Raw genomic sequence first — 19,407 nt, 5'->3', positions numbered from 1 at the left:
CTCAGATCAGATATAATTCAAACGTGATATCTTGATCATGTCCTTCAAAACTACCTTTGATGTCGTATCCAATCGAATCGGATGGGCTAACCGTCACTCTATAGGAACTCTTGCTATGGTTCATCGGATGATTGTAGTAGAACTCGATGGTTATTTTTCCGCCATCAGTCTGATAAATCACTGTACCTTCGGGACCAAATGTGCCCCCTGTTCTTGTGGTACAGACCCAACTTCCAGAAGATTCAATCGTACCTGGAGGATCTGTGGTGAATTTCCCATGTTTTGGTGTGCTAGGTTTTAACGTCAACACCTTACCAGTGTTGTTATTTACCGTCATTTTCACTTTTCTAGCCATGATGCATTTATTTTAATTTGTAAATATGTTTTTATAAAATTCGGAATGGTTAGCGGCGTGACTTAGGCCCAGGCTATTTTGATGTCTTCACCGGTAACAGTCGCGCTGTATGTTAACGCTCCTGCAGGAATATAAACAACAAAATGGGCCGGATTTGCTGAGAGATTAAAAACTTTATAGGAGCTTTTATTCTTATCATCCGAAAATTTAAGACTTACTTTGGTTGTTACCGAAGTAACTGAATCGACCAGTGCCGCAGTCATTTGATCTTTTTTCCTTGCGCTGATGTCAACGGTTTCGTTGACGCTACCAGCTCGCATTAAATTTGTTGGCATAACATATTTATTTATATTTCCGCCTACTCTATATCGTTTTCGGCATCCCTTTTTTTAACAAGTGGCTCGTTTTTTTAGATTGAGCTATTCAGCCCATTATGTGCCTTATTCAAAGCCAATGGCAGTCTTCAGTCCAGTATTTTTCACTTTGAACTTGAACTTACGATTTAAGGTATATTCAGAACCTAATTTCCCTTTGATTGTACCCGTCAAATACTGGCCATTCGGTTGATTATCATCTCCATAATAGTGGATTTCATAATAGCCGGTCTGCCCGGCACCCATGGGATCAAAATCAATCCTAAAAATACCAGGACCGAATAGTCCGGATTCTTGACCTGGTTGTAATGTGACATGTTTCATGATTTTTATTTTATTAGTAAAATTTATCCTAAGAAAGATATAACAATAAACAGCGCATAATATTTAATTCACAATTGGAAACGTATCGTTATTTATAGCAAATTTAGCTTGCGATGCCCGAAAGGCTGTTCATCAAAACGCATTATTTTTGCATCGAAACGCATTAATTTTTTGTATATTCATTGCATAAATTATTGATATGAAAGCTCCTATTGTTATCAAAGAATTGAGAGAGCAGCCATTTGAAGAGATTGTACGGCAAAATTGCGAAGACGAAATATTAAAGTTTAAAGCCCCCATACTTGGAAGAGGACAAACTGCTCTTATTCCCCTTGTACCCAATATTACTTTAGCCTATTTATCCGGGGTTCCCCTTGAAACCTATAAGATGCAGTACAATCAATATTATAACAATAATATTTTACTGACGATTAGTCTAAAGGGAGATATCGTTCATGAATGGAATCACACTACGACTTCCAAAATAAGTACACGGCAGAGCTTTATGTATAATCCGCAGGGGGAAGATTCTTTTTTTATAGCTGAGAAAGGGAAAAAATTCGAACAGGTAACCATCATCTTTAACAAAGAGGACTTTCTTTATGTGGTTGATAAATTTTTCGATGTCAGTCAGAAGACCGAGAAGAGAAAATGTATTCATGCCGTCTTTTCAAAAACAGCCGAGGGAATAGTTTTTGATATTTCTAAAGTCATTACCGTCATCATTAAGCAAATACTGGAATGTAGGCTCAAGGGCAATTTTAGGCGGGTATTTATGGAATGTAAACTATATGAGATCATGGCACATTACTTAAATGCCATTTCATCAGCCAAACATCAAGAATTGAAATTTAGCGCATTAGATATTCAAAAATTACAGGAAGTCAGAAAGCTATTGCAAAATCTAGATCAGATATTACAACTTTCTATTAACGATTTATGCAAAACTATTGGTCTGAACCGCTTTAAACTAACTACTGGCTTTCAAGCGATCTATAATATTTCCGTTATTAAATTTTACCATCAATCAGTTCTGACCAAAGCCTTTGAAGAACTGCAACAAAATGATGTTGATTCGATCAGCAATATTGCGTTAAAATACGGATATGGTAGTACGCAAGCTTTTTCAACGGCTTTTCAAAAACAATTTGGAATGCGCCCCAGTCAAATAAAGTAAGTAGCATGTTTATTCAAATATTCTGCTTTTAAACAAATCTTTCATTTTGTTAAAGTCCTGTTTAGGTCTTTTACAGATATAAATCGTCTGCAGCACCCAACCTTCGCTACTTGCATAGGGGCTATATAGCTTTCGTACAGGAACAACTTCTTCAAAAAAAGGATAAAAGAAGTCATCACTGGTATCGTTATAACAAATGGCGATCACCGTTTGGGGCATTCGACCCGATGGTGCCCAGCTATAGAAACTACCATGATAACAAAAAGCATTCGGGAGCCCAAATGTACTCTTCATCAGTTCAACCGCACCAGCCTGCGAGTAATGTTTGCCCCAAATAAGACAACTTGTTTTTTCATTAGGGGGTAAACTGTCGTATACTGAGTGTAGTTCATGCATGCTCGTTTCCCATTTTTGCTTGGTAATATACTCTTGCATAGGAAGAATCTCCTTACCGTTTTTTACATTTTTAGGAAAATATTTATGAATCCGATCCATATAATGTGCATAAGAATATATAGGTAGACCAAATGGTATCAAAACAGTTCCAAGTAATAAAATGACACTCAGTGGAATTAACAACCATTTTCTCTTTGGCAGAATGATATGTTCAAACAAAATACCACAAAAGGGCAATAACGTAAGAACAATCGGGAAAAAGTAATAAGCTTTACCCTTTGAATAGGCCAAAAATACAATAGACAGTAGAATTGAACTCGCTATAGGCCTATAATAGTGCTTTGTTTTTTGACCACCCCAGATAAAAATCAATGTAGGGATAAGCATAATGGCTGTAATAGGATTGACATCTAAAAAAAGTCCAAAAACAACTTTGCTGAAAGTTAGTTCATCCAATTGCGTCTCATAAAGCCTAGCAAACATCTGCAACGCTGGAAAATTGTTCGCATATTGCCATACAATATTTGGCAATAAAATAAGAAGAGCAACAACTATACATTGCCAGTACCTAGCAGCTACTAAAGCCTTTCGAATTCTCCGAAAGAACAGTAGCGCGGCAATGCCCACCAAAAAAAACAGTGCATCATATTTCGTAAGAAAAGCAAGGGAAATAAAGACCGTTAAATACCAGAGGTATTTTCTGTCTTCATATTTTACAAACCTCACCAACTGATAAAATGAGATCAGCCAAAAACATTGGCTAAATACAACGGGCTGAAACGACTGCTGTGACCCTCCGAAGCCCGGCGATATCAATAGGCAGGATAATGTGATAGCGGTAGCTATACTCCCCCCTCCAAGTTCAAATACTGTCTTACCAAGGAAGATGACGATGAGTATTGTCGCGATATGTGGAAAAAGATGATGAATGAAGACCGATTGAGCGTGAAACAAATTTTGGATAAATGCCAAAACTCCGATGACAGGCGGAAATTCCATATAGCCAAAGGCCAGATGGTTTCCGGTTTCTATATGTAGCAGTTCGTCGCCCTGAAAACCTGAATGGAAATCGGCTATAATGTGAAGTGTCAGTTTAACGAGACAGAAAATGATAATAATAATCCGAGTACTTTTAGTCATCAATTGGTATGAGGGTTAGCTTTATGATTGTTTTTATTTTAAATGTTCAATCTTTTTTAGTCGATATTTTAAACGTTTTGTTGGTTTGTCCCCATTGAATATGGAAAGTTGCAAATCTGTTATCTTCCAAGTTGAGACAGCTTCCTCCCCTGGATCGGTAACGACATATGCAATTCAAAGACGGATAATATAATTACTCGGCCTTATTAAAGTCTTTCAGCTCAAAGTAACAATCTTCACAAACAAGTTTGATCTTCGCAAATTCTTCTGAGTCTTCGTTCCAACCATTATATTTCATTCTGACCCTTTCACATTCATCGCACCAAGCTGCAAAATCATCTTCTTCATCAAGTTCCATCCCTTTATAGGTATCGAAACTTTCTTCAAAACCTTTAGGATTTTTCAGATCAAGATGCTGGCATATAAATGCTGGTCTCGACAAGCCATGGATTTTGCATGTTACTTTTGCTTGGTTGAAATGGACAACTTCCCGAGAATTTTCATCCAGAACAGCAGTGATCAGGAAATAACTTTGGAGATTTCCTGTGCTTACCCTATAAAGCCCCATGCCATCCAACATATCCAAAGAAATCGCCGCAAACTCCCAACAATCGAATTCATCTGCCGGGAAAGTTCCTTCTGTCAATTTGGTATAATTGTTTTTGATTCCAAATTCTTTAACAGCAAGTATATTCCCCTTGTTGGGTTCGACACTATGCTCATTGAACCAGCTCCACATCCATGTTTCTGATGTAAACGAAAAAGTACCTATCGGAATATATTTTAGATAAATCTGATCTTCATCGTTATTGTATAACCTCAGAAGCGCAAGTTCAGCATCATAATACCATTGCTGATAGTTGCCTAGCTCAAACTGCGCTCTAAATCTTTCCTGGATCTGTATAAGTTCCTGACATTTTTTACCAGCAAACTGTTCGTAATCTGTTTTTTTCAACCTTTTACATTTTAAATTTATAGCAGTTAAGAAAATATTTCTATCACATTATTTAGGAATCGATATAAAAATGATGAAAATAAATAAGCGCAGCAATACTTGTATGATATATTTAAGATCGTTTTTACTTTATCTTAAATGTTGTCACTACAAAACCATGATCAGAAGGGTATAAAATTTCTTTACCGTTCAGTTTGATTGGCTCATTAAAGAACACCTTATAAGACTCAGATTTTAACGCTTTTAACTTTGGGCTTTTGTAAAATATATAATCTATCCGATGGTCATCATTTTCCCCTTTCGTATGCCATGTAATACCTGGATGTGTGATGGGATTGGGGTTCAAGGTTCTATAAGTATCCACCAGTCCGATATCGGCCAATACTTTTGTTGAATACCAGGGAACCACCAGATTATTATGTATTTTCTTAGTATCCTTGCCCCAATCCAAATGAGACGGCGTATTGAGATCTCCACCAAGAATCATAGGAATTGAATCCGCTTGTGCAGCATATTTTTTTAGATAGGGCAATACCTTTTGTATCATTTCATATTTAGCTCCCGATCTTTCCCAAACAAGAAGTTCGGCAGCTGTTTTACCCAAATTTTCGGGCTCGTTTTCCCATGGTAAATAATGAAACCAATTCGAGAATAATCTAATTTTCTGCTTGTGGATGATAACTTCTCTTCCTCCTAGATAAAATGGAAATTCAGTGTCAATCCGTTCACCAAAAGGGTACCTAGATATGATGGACAAATTAACACTCTTATCATTTAAAGCTGTTCCTTCGGGAGCAATTAAATGAAAATTGTACCCTAAGGAATCGGCTATTTCTTTACCGGAACCGTAAGTTTCCACCATCAATATGATGTCCGGATTTATTTCTCTTATAATCTGTACCGCATGGGCTTTGCCATCCTCACTATCATTTGCTCCGTGCAATATATTCCATGACATCACCTTGAAGATCTCAGCTTGCTTTTGGGCTTCGCAGTTAAAGCAAAGAAATGTCAATGTTAAAAAGAAAATAGTAAACTTCATGTCGTGTCTTTATTAATTTATAGATTTCAAATTTAGAAGATTCATCAATGTATTGCAGGGCCAATATTAAAAAATAAATATGTACAAACGGTGCCGATATCTTATTGTATCCGGCCGCTTTCGCTTTCGAGAGCCGATTTACGATTACGTTGATCCTTAGTCGCTCCACTGCTGAACCTATAGTTGAAACTCAGACGTACCTGTCTTGATTCGTAGTAGCCATAACTTGATGAAAGCAGTCCTGGTAAATTTTGCGTGTATTTAACTTGGTTACCTTTATAGATGTCGGTGATAGCCAGTCGTATTGTTGCTTTGTCTTTTAATACAGATTTTTGGAACGCGATGTCCGCTTGACTAACCGGTCTACTGATGGTATTGGCCCCACCGAGTCGTTTTGAATTGTAGACCACCGAAACTTCCGCCCTCGTCTGAAAGGGGAGTTTGAAGGTCTGAAGGAGACCGGCTCCCGCAGTCTGCCTCAAGTTGAGATTTTGGTACTGGTCAAAGGAAACGTCATTATGGATATAATACAAGAGGCCATTGAAAGTCATGTCCCACCAGGGCCTAGGCGAATAAGTCTGCGTCAGGGACAGGGACCAATGTTGCTGTGTCCCCACATTTTTACTGATCATCATGATTTTATCCTGTTCCAGTGTATCTGTTACTTTTGCATTCAATTGGTCTGTATAGGCATAGTTTATGCCTATTATTGTCGAATTTTTCACGGAATAAAGTAACGAAAACCTTTGGGTCAATGAAGGTACCAGGAAGGGGTTCCCTTTCCAGAATGAAAGCTCGTCAAGCATATATACAAAAGGATTGAGATCCTGATATGCTGGTCTTTCTATACGTTTGGCATAAGACAAAGACAGTGTCTGTTTAGCAGTCAATTGTGTGGCAATGGAAAAAAAAGGGAAAAAGTTAGTAAACTTTCTATTGATATGCTCGTTAAGACCTGCCCCATACTCCTGATAAAGTAGAGTACCATTGGAGCTAGCATATTCTAGTCGCAGCCCGCCCTGTAGAGACCAGGCACCGATGGACCGTTTGTAGTCAACATACGCACTGCCGATATGCTCATCGAAGTGGAAATCATTTGAACGTCCATTGTCTAGGCTATCTTTCGATTGTTTAACATGATAAAAGTTTGCGTTATTTTTCGAGCCTACTGCGGAGTATTTGGCACCTGTTTCCAACTTCCCGCCCCACAACCGTGTCGCATAGTCTATTTTTAATCCTTTTAGATCAATATCGATATCATTAAGAGTACGGTAAAGATTTTCGTCAGTAACGACATGCTGATTGTCACGGTAAATATTTGACTGCAGGTTTTTGTTCCATTTACCGAAGAGACCGTAATCGGCATCAATATTTAGACTATGCCCTATTGTATCTTCGTATTTGTAGTTCAGGTTAAAATTGTAGCGTTTCGTATTCTGCCCGTAATAATCGTTAATGGCATCCAGCGTTTCCTCAACCGTGGTGGAAGGCGGTGTCGTAATGGCTGTAGCGGTATTGGTGAGACCTCCTCCAAAGATAAAATTGCCATTTGCCAAAAAACCGACCGTATTCTTTTCGTCAATAAAATAGTCGACCCCGACTTGAGCCGCCATTTTCTGACGTTTGTCCACGTCGATCGTATGGCTGTCATACGACTTTCCATTTTGCTGGCGATCCGTACCATAGAGGTAATTGTAATACCCCAATGTATGATTGTAAGTTCCATAGACATTAATCCTATTAACCCGATAGTTAAATGCAAGGTTTTCCAATTGTTTGGGACTGACACCATAGGCAAAGGCCGTGGAAATGTTTCCATTTAAGCCTTTTGTCTGATTTTTTTTGGTTTTGATATTGATTATACCTGCAGCTCCAGAGGCATCGTATCTGGCACTTGGATTATTGATAATTTCGATGGATTTGAGGTTATTGGATGACATCGATTTCAATACATCACTAAGTTCTTTTCCTGAAAGAAAAGTTTGTTTTCCGTCCAGGAGGATCTGTACCCCACTTTTCCCATTGAGTGTAATGTCTGTATCGTTTTCTATCTGCACACCAGGAGATCTCTTCAAAGCATCGAAAGCTGATATATCCTGTGAGCCTATGCTATTCTCTACATGATAGACGACTGTACCTCCATCTATAGAAAACAACTTCTTTTTACCTTCGACTTCTGCCGCTTCCAGTGTATTCTCCTGTCGGAGAAGATGTAGTGTCCCAACGTCGCCATTGGACGGATTAAACGAGCTGCTCCTCAACTCTTTATAACCAAGGTGCTTAATCAACAAATAATAGGTACCCGTTAGTTTATACGTAATCTGAAAACAGCCCGTGCTATCTGTCATTGAACTAGCTATCAGTTTGCCATCAATACTATATAAGCTTATTGTAGCCAGGAAAACAGGTACGTGATCAGGATTGACGACCTTACCCTGCACGATATTTTCCGTAGCTTGCCCATAAAGGGCTCCGCTCCATAAGAAGAATATCCCAATTGATAAGAATTTTGGTAAAGAAGTCATTCGAAAGTTGCCAATTCTAAAATCCATCCAATTTTCGGCTTTCGTATATTCAATTACAGTTTGACACGTCATCCTTTCTGTGGCAACTGGCTTAAGCGTGTCATCGGCACCTTCCTTTTCATCTTATTGGTCCATACGATTGTTCTGTTACCGCGATGCAGCAACGGAACTGGGTTTACGATCAAACATAACTGGTTTTTCACTACCGTCCAATAGAATTCCTATACCTTGAATCTGACCGTCCACATCGCTAAAGAAGTTAAAGAGAAGATTACTTGGTTCAGTATCCGCTACCCCATTTTTATCGACAGACCGTGGGTCAAAAACATCATAATGTCGGTGGATAAGAACAACCCTCTCATAACCGAGTTCACTGTATAACTTGTTATCCTTAAGCCTTACCTCAATAATTCCATATGCAGGATTTTCAAAAGAACCAGTATACTGTTTTAAGGAATGGGAAGGTTTCGTCGCTGTAACGGGCAACTTTTCTTCGTCTTCTTTTTTAATATGACGCAGTGAGTCAATTTCAGCCTTTTTTTCACCATTCCAGTCGATTGGATTCAAACCAAGAAGTATATCCGCTATAGAATTTCTGACCACCGTAGGAACTTTAGATACGTTTTGATTGGTTAATACGACAATTCCGAGTGTATCTGTTGGAAAAAATGCCACATTCGCAGAAAATCCATTAATATTTCCACCATGTTCTACTTGATAATGTCCTCTATAGGAGCCAATCATCCAGCCTAAACCATAATTGGAAAGGAAGACATCTTTATGTTTGTCTGGTAAAGCTGCATCCATCACCATTTGGGAGCTCGCAGCCTCATTTATATAATTTGCAGGAAGTATTTCTTTCCCATTGAAATAACCTCGGTTGAGCCAAACCTTGAGCCAATTAGACATGTCATTAGCACTGCTATTTATGCTTCCTGCTGGCCCCATACCACTAATATTATAATAATCAATCAGTTTTATCGTGTTATCTTTGGAAAGTGTATAGGGCAGAGAAGCATCGCTGTCCCGTTGAAATGCTAAGAGATCGGTATTAGAACGGGTCATTTGTAGGGGGGTAAAAAACTTTTCTTGTATATTTTGTTCCCATGTCTTACCACTCAATCGCTCCACAATCATTCCTTGAGCAAGGTACATGAAGTTATTATAGAACCATTTCATTCGCAGGCCTGAGCTGGGTTTCATAAATCTGACCCGCGAAATCAGACTATCTCTATTTTTGCTATTGAACAGAAACCAAGATAAATCATAGCGGGACAAGCCTGTCCTATGCGCCATTAGGTCTTTAACAACGATTTGATTATCCATCTCATCATTGTAAAACCGCAACGTTGGCAGTAAAGATACCGCTCGGTCCTCAAATGTTAGTTTGCCATCTGCTCTCAACAAACCTAACAATGAAGCAGTAAAAGCTTTGGAGCTTGAACCAATTGCAAAAAGCGTATTGGGTGTGACGGGTGTTTTATTCGCGAAATCACGATAACCAAATCCCTTATTATAAATTATTTTATCGCCTTTAACAACAGCAACGGCAAAACCCGCCACATGATGATCTTTTAAAACTTGGCCGAGAACAGAATCAATTGCTTCAAATTGATCTTTCTGCCTGCCTACTTTCCCAACCTGAGAAAATAGTGAAAAAGAAAACCAGGAACAAAAAATAAAGGTTAAAAGGAATTTCATATCAAGTTGGAATTTATACGAAAATACTTATTCAACTTGATTCCCGCAAACTCCTGAAGACATTGGCTTTAGCTATTTTATCCCCGAATGCTACTAGCAAGAGAAAGAAGAATACTGGCGCTGCAAAAGATTAAACTTCGTTTATTCTAGCGTTCACTCTTATCCCGCGATCTTACCAGTCAAATAGTTCAGAAGTTTTAAAATGATTTTAAACTTCTGCATGACGATTTTTGTTTATTGAAGGAATAATAAATAGTTAAGGTACCAAAGAGCAACTCTTCGGTTGAAGATAAGATGGAGTAATCAACTATTCCGTCGTATGAGTTATTTTAAAAGAGCTTTAACTCGATTACTGCTAACTAATATGCAATTGTTTATATGACAAAGATGACTTATTTCTGCTTGAAAAAGTAGTTTGGATATCTTAAGCGGAGGATACAATCTTTGTGGTATTTATAGTTGCTGTGTTCTCAATGTATAGATTTCTTCCATACTTGCTTTATTTTTTTCCACTTTATTGATGTCCCTTCCTTCTTTAGTCCATAAATAGGGATAAAAGATAAAAGCTTCATTGGCACTTAGTTTCTTGAAATCATCTTCCCAATTTTTCCAACGTAAATCCCTATAAAACACATCAATATTTCCACTAAAGCAGAAATTAATAAATTCTGTATAAGTTAGATCGAGCTGTTCATATTCATTATTATCGGGAGACAGATAGTATATTTTGCCTAAATCGTTTCCTAAATCACCTCCATTTAATAAGAAAAATCCACCTACAGCATCATCTGCAATAATTAAATAACCGGGTTTGTCGCCAAAATTCTGAAAAGTTTTCCCTTTATTCCAATTTGGTAGATTTCGATTTAATTTTTCGCTTCCAGAACCGTAAATCCCGATCCATCCATTATCAATCAAAATACCAACCGTATGAAAAACTATTGCACCCATTGGTGAAAGTGTTGATACTTGGGTATTAAATAATGCTTCATTGGACCTTAATGAGTCATTCTCTAAAATTTGAATCCTATTTTTTGCAGCATTTTTCCAAGCCATGATTAACTTTATGGCGTCTTCATCCTTATTAATAAGTTCTTTTAATTCTCTCATTTTGGCTTGCCCAAAAGCAAAATGAGAAAGCATGACAAATAGTAAGGTTTTAATAGTCAATTTCATACGGTCTGTTCTTTTTAGCGACTAAGCTTTCTACCTATTCTAAATTATAAAAGCATTGACTTCCAATCGCGCCACCACCATATTCCAGCACAAGCCTGTCATTTACCATAATGTAAGTGCAGCCGTCATTGTAACGCGCTTTTAAGCTATCGGCAATTGGTCTATCAAACACATTAAAGGAATATATTCCCATTCCGCTTCGTTGAAAGCTAATATTACAAGGTTCTCCGCTTGTAATACCGATACAATTTGCATTATCTAACTTTTCTTTAAGTGTTTTTAAAGTCCCTGTTGTCCAACCAAGTTTTTGCAATAAAGAGTCTGCTTTATTCGAATTAATTTTCACATCCCAGTTACTTTCAAACTTGCCGTCCACCTCCAAATGAAAGATACCTACCATATTGTTATTCTCAAATTCTATATGAACTAATTTGTTAGGTGGAATTATTTTGTTTATATAATTTTTGACTTCATAAATCTCGGCTCTTTTTTCCTCAAAGTTTTCTTTAAGTTCCGTTACAGAATAATCTTTGTCAACACCGCCAAAACCAGCCATAAACAAACCGATACCAACAAAAAGAATTAGAAACCCAATCCCGAATAAAAATAAAAATATGTTTAGAATAACTCTCATTTGTCTGTGGCACATTATTAAACTAACATCTAGCTTATCAAACAATTATGCGATAATAAATGGTTTATCGGTCTACAAATCTAATAACCTATTCTTTCGTATAATTCGACTTTCCGTTTACATCCACCTGCTTACCTAAATACTTTGGTTTTCTATTTCTCATTATATCCAAAACGGCTTTCGCAACTGATAGTTTTTCTCTCAATACATAATATTTATACCCCGGGTAAGCGCCCCGATCTGCACTATAGCCGAATGATTTTATGCCCAATTTATCGCCCAGATAAACACATCTATTTAGATGATATTTCTGAGATACCAAGATTGCCGTATCAACATTAAATATATATTTTGCCCGGTACATGGTCGAATAGCTATCGAACCCAGCATAGTCAATGTAAATTTTTGCGGTATCGATGCCATTTTTCTGACAGTACAACTTCATTACGCTAAGCTCATCGTACTCGTCTCTTCCGTTGTCTCCCGACAACAATATTTTATCCACTTTGTGGTTTTTGTACAACGAAATCCCAGCATCGAGTCTATCTTTCAAATATCTACTTGGCTGATCACCATTGATACCAGCGCCAAAAATGATGGCGACCTTGGTTCTTGGCACATCTTTAAGTTCCGTGAAAATCACCGAATCTGTTTTAGCCGTTACATTGCTATTGGTTATCACCACAACAACCAGGGCTACTAGACATAGAGCGACGACCACTAAAACGAACCTTTTAATCTTTTTCATTAGCTTGATTTGTTCATGATAAACTTATCATTTTAAACACAAATTTAACAGTACAACCTATTAAAAATCGAACCAATTATAATTCGCTGAAGATAAATTATCATTCGTAGGCACTTACGTGCTTTTCGGTATATTTCATATGGCTATTAATGCACTAGAATTTAAACATAACCAACATCGCTTTATGATCGGTTGGCCACACGCCTTCGGGCAGCAGGAAGTTATCTTCACTATCTTTTTCCTGCTTCTGCCCATACTTTACGGTTTCCACAGGACCGACAATGTTAGCTTTTACTGGCTTCAACGGCTTTTTGCTGCGGTAATAAACGTAATCGATCCGATCCCGATCATCCGCTGTGGGTGCCCATGCCAATTTCTCAATGGGAACATCCTTGTTAAAAGCAGGGTAAGTAAAACCAGGATGACTGACCGGATTGGGATGTAATTGACGGAAGCTATCTATAAATCCGGCTTTTTCTAATAAAACCGAACAGTCCCAGGGAACCACTGCCCCACGATGGTCAAAAAGATCTTTTGTTGCCAATGTCCAATCCAAATGCGAAGGCTCATTAAAATCACCTGCAATAATAAACGATTGTGATTGATCCTCTTTCTCTACATCGCTCAGGATATCCTGGATAGCTTCATCACGTTTGCTTTTCCGATTAGCCTCGATAATGGTACCTACGTCTGAAACAGGACGATCTAACTTTTTCCAGGTCACACCATCATAACCACGTGGCAAATAGCAAGCATAATTCGTGTAGTCCAAGTGTAAAGAATAACATACAAAAGAACGCTTTCCAATCTTGATCTTACTTTTTAAAACACCGCCCATAGTACTATCTTTTTCATAAAGCGCATGCTGTGATTCAATCGGATATTTGGAAATAAAACCGACATCCAGTTTTGCGTCACTGGACTGGCCAAAATATATAGCACCCTTAGCTTTGAGTTCCGTTAGTATACGCTGAATAAAATCTGTTCCCTTGTAATTGCGGACTTCACTAAAGAGAACGACGTCTGCATGCTTGGCAATAATTTCGTCTGCAATCGCAGGAAACCCATTCGGCACGACAGTCCCCTCCTGCCAGATATTGATTTGCAGTACCTTTACCTCATTTTTTGCCTGAGCGAAGAGCGTATGCCCTAAAAGGGTTATCACCAAACACAATATAATTTTTCTTAATTTCATTGGAGTTGTCTATTTCTATGAACAAGCATTACCACAACGTTCTTATCGAAATGCGGTTTCTACCATTATCTTATAAGCGAGTTTCTTACTTATTTCTGTAATAACCAAATAATTTTATCCACATTATCAACTCCACCCCATTGTCGTAGACTTGCTTCATCAACTTTTTCGCGATTTGTATCGAATTCATAAGTAGGATACCTCCAACGCAAAGGCATTTTCGTATTTGTAACATTTTGATCAGCTTCAATTGAATAGCATTATATTTAGCAGCATTCCAAAATTTATTAAATAGCGAATTATTTAATATCTTAGCCATACAAAGTTTTAGCATAACGGATAGCAAGCCAAAAGTGGGTGGCATATTCATAAATGGTCGCCCGAATGATGAATGGAACTATTATGCAGGTCCCTGGGTAAAGGCACAAAATACCGAAATAAATATTGAGACACCACTGGTCATTAACAATTAAAAAAGCATTAGCTCCGATATCGCCTTTTCACTTAAACGCCTTTAAGCAGTGTGTGAATATGCTGCTAAAATCAGATCAGCCTGAGTCGGGAAGCCTAACAATCAAATACGATGAGTTTGAAACAAACGTTTTATAAAGTACGAAGTTCTAAAATAGTTCAGGGCATTCTAATAGCCAACATTTTTGCATTTCTAATTATTGGTATGCAATCTTCATTGCTGCCCAAGGATGTGGGTGTACTTGTCTTTTCTGAGTTTGTGATTATTCCACTGTTGATGGGTATTATTATGGCTTGGTGTTGGAAAGATACCAACATGAGAGGAACACAAATAACGGCATGCTCTATCTTGGGTAGTCTCATGGCTATCTTACTGAGCTTTATATTCTTAGGTGAAGGCATTATTTGCCTCTTAATTGTTTCCCCTCTTATTTTTGGTTTTGTTATCGCAGGCGCCTTTATTGGAAGGTCAATGTTTAAAAAGAGCAATCAAAAATTGAATATAAGCATTGTTAGCCTGTTACTTGGAATTTTTATTGTTGACTCCCTGAGTGATCATCATCACGAAAATATGGTCTCCGATGAGATCTTGATTCATGCGAGTCCAGCACAAGTATGGCAGCACGTGGTCGCCTTCGATCCGATATCTCAGAAGGAAAGCTATTGGCTCTTTAATATAGGAATGCCGAGCCCAATGGCCACAACGGTAAGTGAGCATAAACTGGGCGCAAACCGAAAATGCATTTTCAGCAACGGATATATTTTCGATGAGAAGATTGTAAAATTTGACGTCAATGAAAACTTAGTTTTTGATATCATTGATCAACCCAAAGACCCTGAAATTATGGGACATATAGATATCAAAAGAGGTCAATTTATGTTGAAAGACAATGGAAATGGTACCACTACCCTTATCGGGAACAGTTGGTATAATCTCCATGTCTTCCCTACTTGGTATTATGACCTTTGGGCAGAAAGTATCACTAGGAATGTCCATTTCCGAGTAATGGAGCATATTAAACTATTAAGTGAGCGATAACCTATGTTTTCTTTTGTGGTAAGAAAACTTGGCTTTTTAAAGGATATCCCTTTATTAGCTATTCTATTTGATAGTCTTATGAGACTTTGGATGTTCATTGCGAAGCCCGAACTGCTACATTGGATCGATGACCTGGAAGAAAATGTCGAACGTATGCCCGGGACGACGGTTGGGATCCATAAATATGGCGGGACTGCGTTCAATTATTTGGGAAAGGAATTCGCACATGTACATAGCAATGGTTTAGTGGACATTTTATTAAATAAAGAGCTAAAAAAATCATTAATGATGGACGGAAAAATCAAGGACCATCATCTATTTAAAAATTCAGGATGGATCAGTTTTTACCTTTACAATAAGCAAGATGTTGCCTATGCCTGTTACCTCTTGCAAAAGGCTTACGACCGTGCTAGAGAAAAACAGAATTCTGTATTCTGTTAGACAGGCTTTGATCTTCATGAATTGTTCAGTCGCTGCAATAATTAGCGAACCTAGTTAGACAGCAACTGATTTTTCCATCAACATGGTCATTCCGAAAACGCTTTGACCATATGTAGGACCTTTCCATAATTTAGAAAGTCTTTATCTTTTATAATTAATATCTTTGCCGTATGAATATTGAACAGATCAAACAACCTTTCCTCAAAAAATTCCCTGGAGATTTTTCCAATAATCCTACACAGCGAGGCACGCCAAAAGTGTTATTTGCTACGATCGAAGCTGCTGGGTTTGAACAGCCTCAACTGATTGCTTTCAACGAGGCTCTTTCTGAGGAAATAGGGCTGGGTAAATTTGAAGAAAAGGATCTTAACTTTTTGGTAGGATCTCACCTACCTAACAATATTCAGACCTACGCTACAGCTTATGCGGGGCATCAATTTGGTAACTGGGCCGGACAACTGGGCGATGGTAGGGCTATTCTTGCAGGCGAAATTACCAATGCCGAAGGTAAGAAGACCGAAATTCAATGGAAAGGAGCTGGTGCAACGCCCTATTCAAGACGTGCAGACGGAAGAGCCGTATTGCGGTCTTCTGTACGTGAATACCTGATGAGTGAAGCCATGTATCACTTGGGCATACCTACTACCAGGGCCTTAAGCCTGGCCTTTTCGGGAGAAGATGTTCTTCGGGATATCATGTACAACGGCAACCCACAATACGAAAAAGGAGCCGTGGTAATCAGAACCGCCGAAAGCTTCCTTCGCTTTGGACATTTTGAACTGATGTTTGCTCAGGGGGAGCACAGCTTATTACAGGATCTGCTTGATTTTACGATTGAAAATTACTTCCCTGAAATTGTTTCATCCGATCAGCAGAAATATAAAGATTTTTTTGAAAATGTATGTAACCGCACGGCAGACTTAATGGTAGAATGGTTTAGAGTAGGTTTTGTGCATGGGGTAATGAATACAGACAATATGTCGATCTTAGGCCTAACGATCGATTATGGTCCCTATTCAATGATGGATGAATATAATTTAAATTTCACCCCCAATACCACGGATCTACCAGGAAGGAGATATGCATTTGGAAAGCAGGCACAGATTGCAAACTGGAATTTATGGAAACTTGCGAATGCCCTCCAACCTATCATCAACGATGAAAAATTCCTTGAAAACACCCTAAATAATTTTGGCATTTATTTTTGGGAAGCTCATGACAAAATGCTTTGCAAAAAATTCGGATTTGATGGGCTAAAAAAGGAAGATGAGACGTTTTTTAACAACTGGCAGGGTTTAATGCAAGAACTCACATTGGATCATACCCTATTCTTCAATCAATTGGAAAAAATAACTGCAGAAACTGATTTACATGAACATTTTAGCCCAGTAGCTTACGCTGTTTTAAATGAAGAAAAGCTTAGCAGACTTAAAGACTTCATGGAACAGTATCAATCCCGCTTGTATTCAAATTCAATTTCAAAAGCTGAGTCCCTGGATTTAATGAAAAAAACAAACCCCAAATTTATACTGCGGAACTATCTGCTTTACCAATGCATTGAAGAAATTAATGCTGGAAAAACAGCAATGTTAATGAAACTAACGCAAGCATTAGAAAATCCATACCAAGAATTATTTCCGGAATTTTCCGTCAAACGTCCTTCTAGCTATGACAACACCGCAGGATGTTCTACACTTTCATGCAGTTCATAGTACGAGATCCCCCTCTCGTTAAGCATTCAGGGGGGAATTAAAGTTTAGGATTTGTAGATTTTCTAAAAATAATAATACTTAGTAGCCAGCCAACAAGTAAGCCTACTAAGAGATAAGACTCTAGATGCATATCTTGAAACCGAACGCTGGGTATATCACCATCCGAAGTAAACTCGGCCCTTCTTAACAGGTCTCGTATCTGAGCAACTTTAAATTTTAAATAAACCAAGCGCACCCAACACAATATAAGTCCCGAAGTACTGATAATTAGAAGGGAAAGCCGTTGATTTCTTACCGAAGATACTTTACAATAATTTTTGACTGACAGATACAGAAAAGGGAAAATCCCAAAAGAGAAAATAAAAATCAGTGTTGGTAAAACCTGGCCAGGTAGACGCCAGCTATCCTTAAACAAGGGGCTTTCACCTATAATTTCGGTTGTAAAAAACATTAAAAACCGATCTCTAATAAAAAAGGCAATTAGACACAATACGGTTGACAATCCAATAGCAATTTTGTATTCTTTCATCTTTTTCATTTCAATGAGCTAGGAGTAGGTAAAGCCGGAAACATAGGTTATCGACTTAAACCATTTTGGATATTGCTTTTACATTGTTCGATTTGCTTTTTCATTACTTTAAGTTCCCTTATCTTAGCATCTATCTGTTCCAATTTAAGATCGAGCACTTCCATTTTACTTGTCTGAGTTAGCTCTTTTTGATACCATGCATCAATAACCTGCTTAATTTCAGCTAACGTAAAACCTACAGCTTTTGCCATCTTTATGAACCTCAGTTTTTCGGTTACTTCATCATCGTAATAAACGTAGTTATTGGAAGTTATATCCTTTTTTGTCTTGCCAGAAATGAGTCCACTCTTTTCATAAAAACGTATAGTTCCAATAGGAATGTTCGCTTCCCTCGCTAGTTGACTAATTAATTTCACTTGATAATCAATAGTTTAAAAAAATATCACAAGTATAAAGTATACTTCATACTTGTTGGTTGTAAAAATACAGTTTAAATTTGTCTATAGAAAATCAATGGTCGCTATAAATATCTTTTTATCATGAAAACAGCATATTCCGACAAAGAACTTATTAAACTTGTACCCGGCTTCACAAGCAATTTTATCGTAATAAATGACATTTCAATCCATTATGTTCACGGAGGCAAAGGAGACCCCATAATTCTTATTCCGGGTTATCCAGAAACATGGTGGGCGTATCATCATGTAATGCCTATATTAGCAGAAAGCAACCAAGTATTTGTAGTTGAAATTAGAGGAATGGGTAGCTCTGATAAACCGGAAAATGGTTACGACAAAAAGAACATCGCCAAGGATATCTACAAATTAGTAAAGCATTTAGGCTTGGACAGCGTTTTTATTGCAGGTCACGATATCGGTGCACATGTTGCTTTTAGTTTTGCTTGTAATTATCCTCAAGCAACTAGCAAATTGATACTGCTGGATACACCACATCCAGACCCAAGCATGTATCAGCTTCCTATGTTACCTGTTTTGGGGGGAACTTATCTATATCCATGGTGGCTAGCTTTTAATCAAGTAAAAGAATTACCAGAAAGGTTACTTGAGGGACGCATGTCAATCGTCATCTCTTGGTTATTTGACAACCTGCTGATTAATAAAGATAGCATAAGCCAATTTGATAAATCTGTTTATAGTGAAGCTTATGACAATAAAGATGCTATTCGTTGTTCCAATGCATGGTATCAAGCCTTTCCACAGGATATTAAAGATTACGCGAGCTACAGTAAATTAGAAATGCCAGTCCTGGCGATTGGTGCAAGTGGCTATGACCTACTGCTTCATTCATTACCGGAAATCACCCGTAATCTAACACTTAAAAAAATTGAAAACTGTGGCCATTTTATTCTTGCGGAAAAACCTATTGAAACCGCCGAATTGATCAAAGCGTTTTTATTGACAATCTAATTTCGGATGAAATCAACTTGTAATAAAAAGCAACGGTTGCAGGCCT

18 protein-coding genes are annotated in these 19,407 nt (G+C 37.8%); 5 read left to right on the top strand and 13 right to left on the bottom strand.

Features of this window, described 5'->3' with window-relative positions; translation table 11 throughout:
- Position 1 precedes the first annotated feature (1 nt).
- The 3 genes from A9970_RS02975 to A9970_RS02965 all read right to left on the bottom strand — a co-directional run bounded on the left by A9970_RS02975 (position 2) and on the right by A9970_RS02965 (position 1,053).
- A complete protein-coding gene (locus tag A9970_RS02975; RefSeq protein ID WP_153845509.1) occupies positions 2–355 on the bottom strand; it encodes a hypothetical protein in 354 nt (117 codons plus the stop codon).
- A 62-nt stretch (positions 356–417) separates the two neighbouring features.
- Entirely contained in the window at positions 418–690 is a 273-nt protein-coding gene (locus A9970_RS02970; RefSeq protein WP_182981228.1) for a hypothetical protein, read from the bottom strand.
- A 105-nt stretch (positions 691–795) separates the two neighbouring features.
- On the bottom strand, positions 796–1,053 hold the full coding sequence (locus A9970_RS02965; protein WP_182981227.1) for a hypothetical protein: 258 nt from the start codon (positions 1,051–1,053) through the stop codon (positions 796–798).
- 199 nt (positions 1,054–1,252) lie between these two features.
- Between A9970_RS02965 and A9970_RS02960 the strand changes: the two genes are divergently transcribed.
- On the top strand, positions 1,253–2,230 hold the full coding sequence (locus A9970_RS02960; protein WP_182981226.1) for a helix-turn-helix transcriptional regulator: 978 nt from the start codon (positions 1,253–1,255) through the stop codon (positions 2,228–2,230).
- A gap of 9 nt (positions 2,231–2,239) precedes the next feature.
- On the opposite strand, the gene A9970_RS02955 is transcribed toward A9970_RS02960, so the two are convergent.
- The 9 genes from A9970_RS02955 to A9970_RS02915 form a co-directional block, all read right to left on the bottom strand.
- Positions 2,240–3,766, bottom strand: coding sequence for a glycosyltransferase family 39 protein (locus A9970_RS02955; protein ID WP_182981225.1), 1,527 nt, complete (start codon positions 3,764–3,766; stop codon positions 2,240–2,242).
- 193 nt (positions 3,767–3,959) lie between these two features.
- The gene (locus A9970_RS02950; protein WP_120334558.1) at positions 3,960–4,721 is read right to left on the bottom strand and encodes a DUF6882 domain-containing protein; all 762 of its coding nucleotides are present in this window, start codon (positions 4,719–4,721) and stop codon (positions 3,960–3,962) included.
- Between the two features lie 124 nt (positions 4,722–4,845).
- Positions 4,846–5,763: an endonuclease/exonuclease/phosphatase family protein gene (locus A9970_RS02945; protein WP_182981224.1), complete on the bottom strand. Its 918-nt coding sequence runs from the start codon at positions 5,761–5,763 to the stop codon at positions 4,846–4,848.
- Positions 5,764–5,864: 101 nt separating this feature from the next.
- Positions 5,865–8,315, bottom strand: a complete 2,451-nt coding sequence (locus A9970_RS02940) for a TonB-dependent receptor (RefSeq protein ID WP_182981223.1) — start codon at positions 8,313–8,315, stop codon at positions 5,865–5,867.
- A 120-nt stretch (positions 8,316–8,435) separates the two neighbouring features.
- Complete coding sequence (locus A9970_RS02935; protein WP_182981222.1) at positions 8,436–9,989, bottom strand: serine hydrolase; 1,554 nt, start codon at positions 9,987–9,989, stop codon at positions 8,436–8,438.
- A gap of 453 nt (positions 9,990–10,442) precedes the next feature.
- Positions 10,443–11,165 carry a DUF2625 domain-containing protein gene (locus A9970_RS02930; protein ID WP_182981221.1) on the bottom strand — a complete coding sequence of 241 codons (723 nt, stop codon included), beginning with the start codon at positions 11,163–11,165 and terminating at the stop codon, positions 10,443–10,445.
- A gap of 34 nt (positions 11,166–11,199) precedes the next feature.
- Positions 11,200–11,799 (bottom strand): hypothetical protein, encoded by a 600-nt coding sequence (locus tag A9970_RS02925; RefSeq protein WP_182981220.1) that lies wholly within the window; start codon positions 11,797–11,799, stop codon positions 11,200–11,202.
- Between the two features lie 88 nt (positions 11,800–11,887).
- Positions 11,888–12,547, bottom strand: a complete 660-nt coding sequence (locus A9970_RS02920; protein WP_220801503.1) for a vancomycin high temperature exclusion protein — start codon at positions 12,545–12,547, stop codon at positions 11,888–11,890.
- 154 nt (positions 12,548–12,701) lie between these two features.
- On the bottom strand, positions 12,702–13,742 hold the full coding sequence (locus tag A9970_RS02915) for an endonuclease/exonuclease/phosphatase family protein (protein ID WP_182981219.1): 1,041 nt from the start codon (positions 13,740–13,742) through the stop codon (positions 12,702–12,704).
- Between the two features lie 583 nt (positions 13,743–14,325).
- Between A9970_RS02915 and A9970_RS02910 the strand changes: the two genes are divergently transcribed.
- The 3 genes from A9970_RS02910 (at position 14,326) to A9970_RS02900 (ending at position 17,405) form a co-directional block, all read left to right on the top strand.
- Complete coding sequence (locus A9970_RS02910; protein ID WP_088161176.1) at positions 14,326–15,252, top strand: hypothetical protein; 927 nt, start codon at positions 14,326–14,328, stop codon at positions 15,250–15,252.
- Between the two features lie 15 nt (positions 15,253–15,267).
- Positions 15,268–15,693 (top strand): luciferase family protein, encoded by a 426-nt coding sequence (locus A9970_RS02905; protein ID WP_310889262.1) that lies wholly within the window; start codon positions 15,268–15,270, stop codon positions 15,691–15,693.
- Between the two features lie 170 nt (positions 15,694–15,863).
- Entirely contained in the window at positions 15,864–17,405 is a 1,542-nt protein-coding gene (locus A9970_RS02900; protein WP_182981217.1) for a YdiU family protein, read from the top strand.
- A 576-nt stretch (positions 17,406–17,981) separates the two neighbouring features.
- On the opposite strand, the gene A9970_RS02895 is transcribed toward A9970_RS02900, so the two are convergent.
- A complete protein-coding gene (locus tag A9970_RS02895; RefSeq protein ID WP_075992126.1) occupies positions 17,982–18,350 on the bottom strand; it encodes a MerR family DNA-binding protein in 369 nt (122 codons plus the stop codon).
- A gap of 123 nt (positions 18,351–18,473) precedes the next feature.
- On the opposite strand from A9970_RS02895, the gene A9970_RS02890 reads away from it, so the two are divergent.
- Complete coding sequence (locus tag A9970_RS02890; RefSeq protein WP_120334570.1) at positions 18,474–19,361, top strand: alpha/beta fold hydrolase; 888 nt, start codon at positions 18,474–18,476, stop codon at positions 19,359–19,361.
- The last annotated feature ends 46 nt before the right edge of the window (positions 19,362–19,407 follow it).

Source organism: Sphingobacterium sp. UME9 (assembly GCF_014170215.1).
In the GTDB taxonomy this organism is placed as follows: Bacteria; Bacteroidota; Bacteroidia; order Sphingobacteriales; family Sphingobacteriaceae; genus Sphingobacterium; species Sphingobacterium paramultivorum.
Note: the sequence above shows the minus strand (reverse complement) of the source record. Positions and strands in the feature narration are given on the sequence as shown.

Bases quoted from the DNA above. Each gene is read 5' to 3' on its own strand.
- A9970_RS02975 (WP_153845509.1), bottom strand. From the start codon at position 355: ATGGCTAGAAAAGTGAAAATGACGGTAAATAACAACACTGGTAAGGTG.
- A9970_RS02970 (WP_182981228.1), bottom strand. From the start codon at position 690: ATGCCAACAAATTTAATGCGAGCTGGTAGCGTCAACGAAACCGTTGAC.
- A9970_RS02965 (WP_182981227.1), bottom strand. From the start codon at position 1,053: ATGAAACATGTCACATTACAACCAGGTCAAGAATCCGGACTATTCGGT.
- A9970_RS02960 (WP_182981226.1), top strand. From the start codon at position 1,253: ATGAAAGCTCCTATTGTTATCAAAGAATTGAGAGAGCAGCCATTTGAA.
- A9970_RS02955 (WP_182981225.1), bottom strand. From the start codon at position 3,766: ATGACTAAAAGTACTCGGATTATTATTATCATTTTCTGTCTCGTTAAA.
- A9970_RS02945 (WP_182981224.1), bottom strand. From the start codon at position 5,763: ATGAAGTTTACTATTTTCTTTTTAACATTGACATTTCTTTGCTTTAAC.
- A9970_RS02940 (WP_182981223.1), bottom strand. From the start codon at position 8,315: ATGGATTTTAGAATTGGCAACTTTCGAATGACTTCTTTACCAAAATTC.
- A9970_RS02935 (WP_182981222.1), bottom strand. From the start codon at position 9,989: ATGAAATTCCTTTTAACCTTTATTTTTTGTTCCTGGTTTTCTTTTTCA.
- A9970_RS02930 (WP_182981221.1), bottom strand. From the start codon at position 11,165: ATGAAATTGACTATTAAAACCTTACTATTTGTCATGCTTTCTCATTTT.
- A9970_RS02925 (WP_182981220.1), bottom strand. From the start codon at position 11,799: ATGAGAGTTATTCTAAACATATTTTTATTTTTATTCGGGATTGGGTTT.
- A9970_RS02920 (WP_220801503.1), bottom strand. From the start codon at position 12,547: ATGAAAAAGATTAAAAGGTTCGTTTTAGTGGTCGTCGCTCTATGTCTA.
- A9970_RS02915 (WP_182981219.1), bottom strand. From the start codon at position 13,742: ATGAAATTAAGAAAAATTATATTGTGTTTGGTGATAACCCTTTTAGGG.
- A9970_RS02910 (WP_088161176.1), top strand. From the start codon at position 14,326: ATGAGTTTGAAACAAACGTTTTATAAAGTACGAAGTTCTAAAATAGTT.
- A9970_RS02900 (WP_182981217.1), top strand. From the start codon at position 15,864: ATGAATATTGAACAGATCAAACAACCTTTCCTCAAAAAATTCCCTGGA.
- A9970_RS02890 (WP_120334570.1), top strand. From the start codon at position 18,474: ATGAAAACAGCATATTCCGACAAAGAACTTATTAAACTTGTACCCGGC.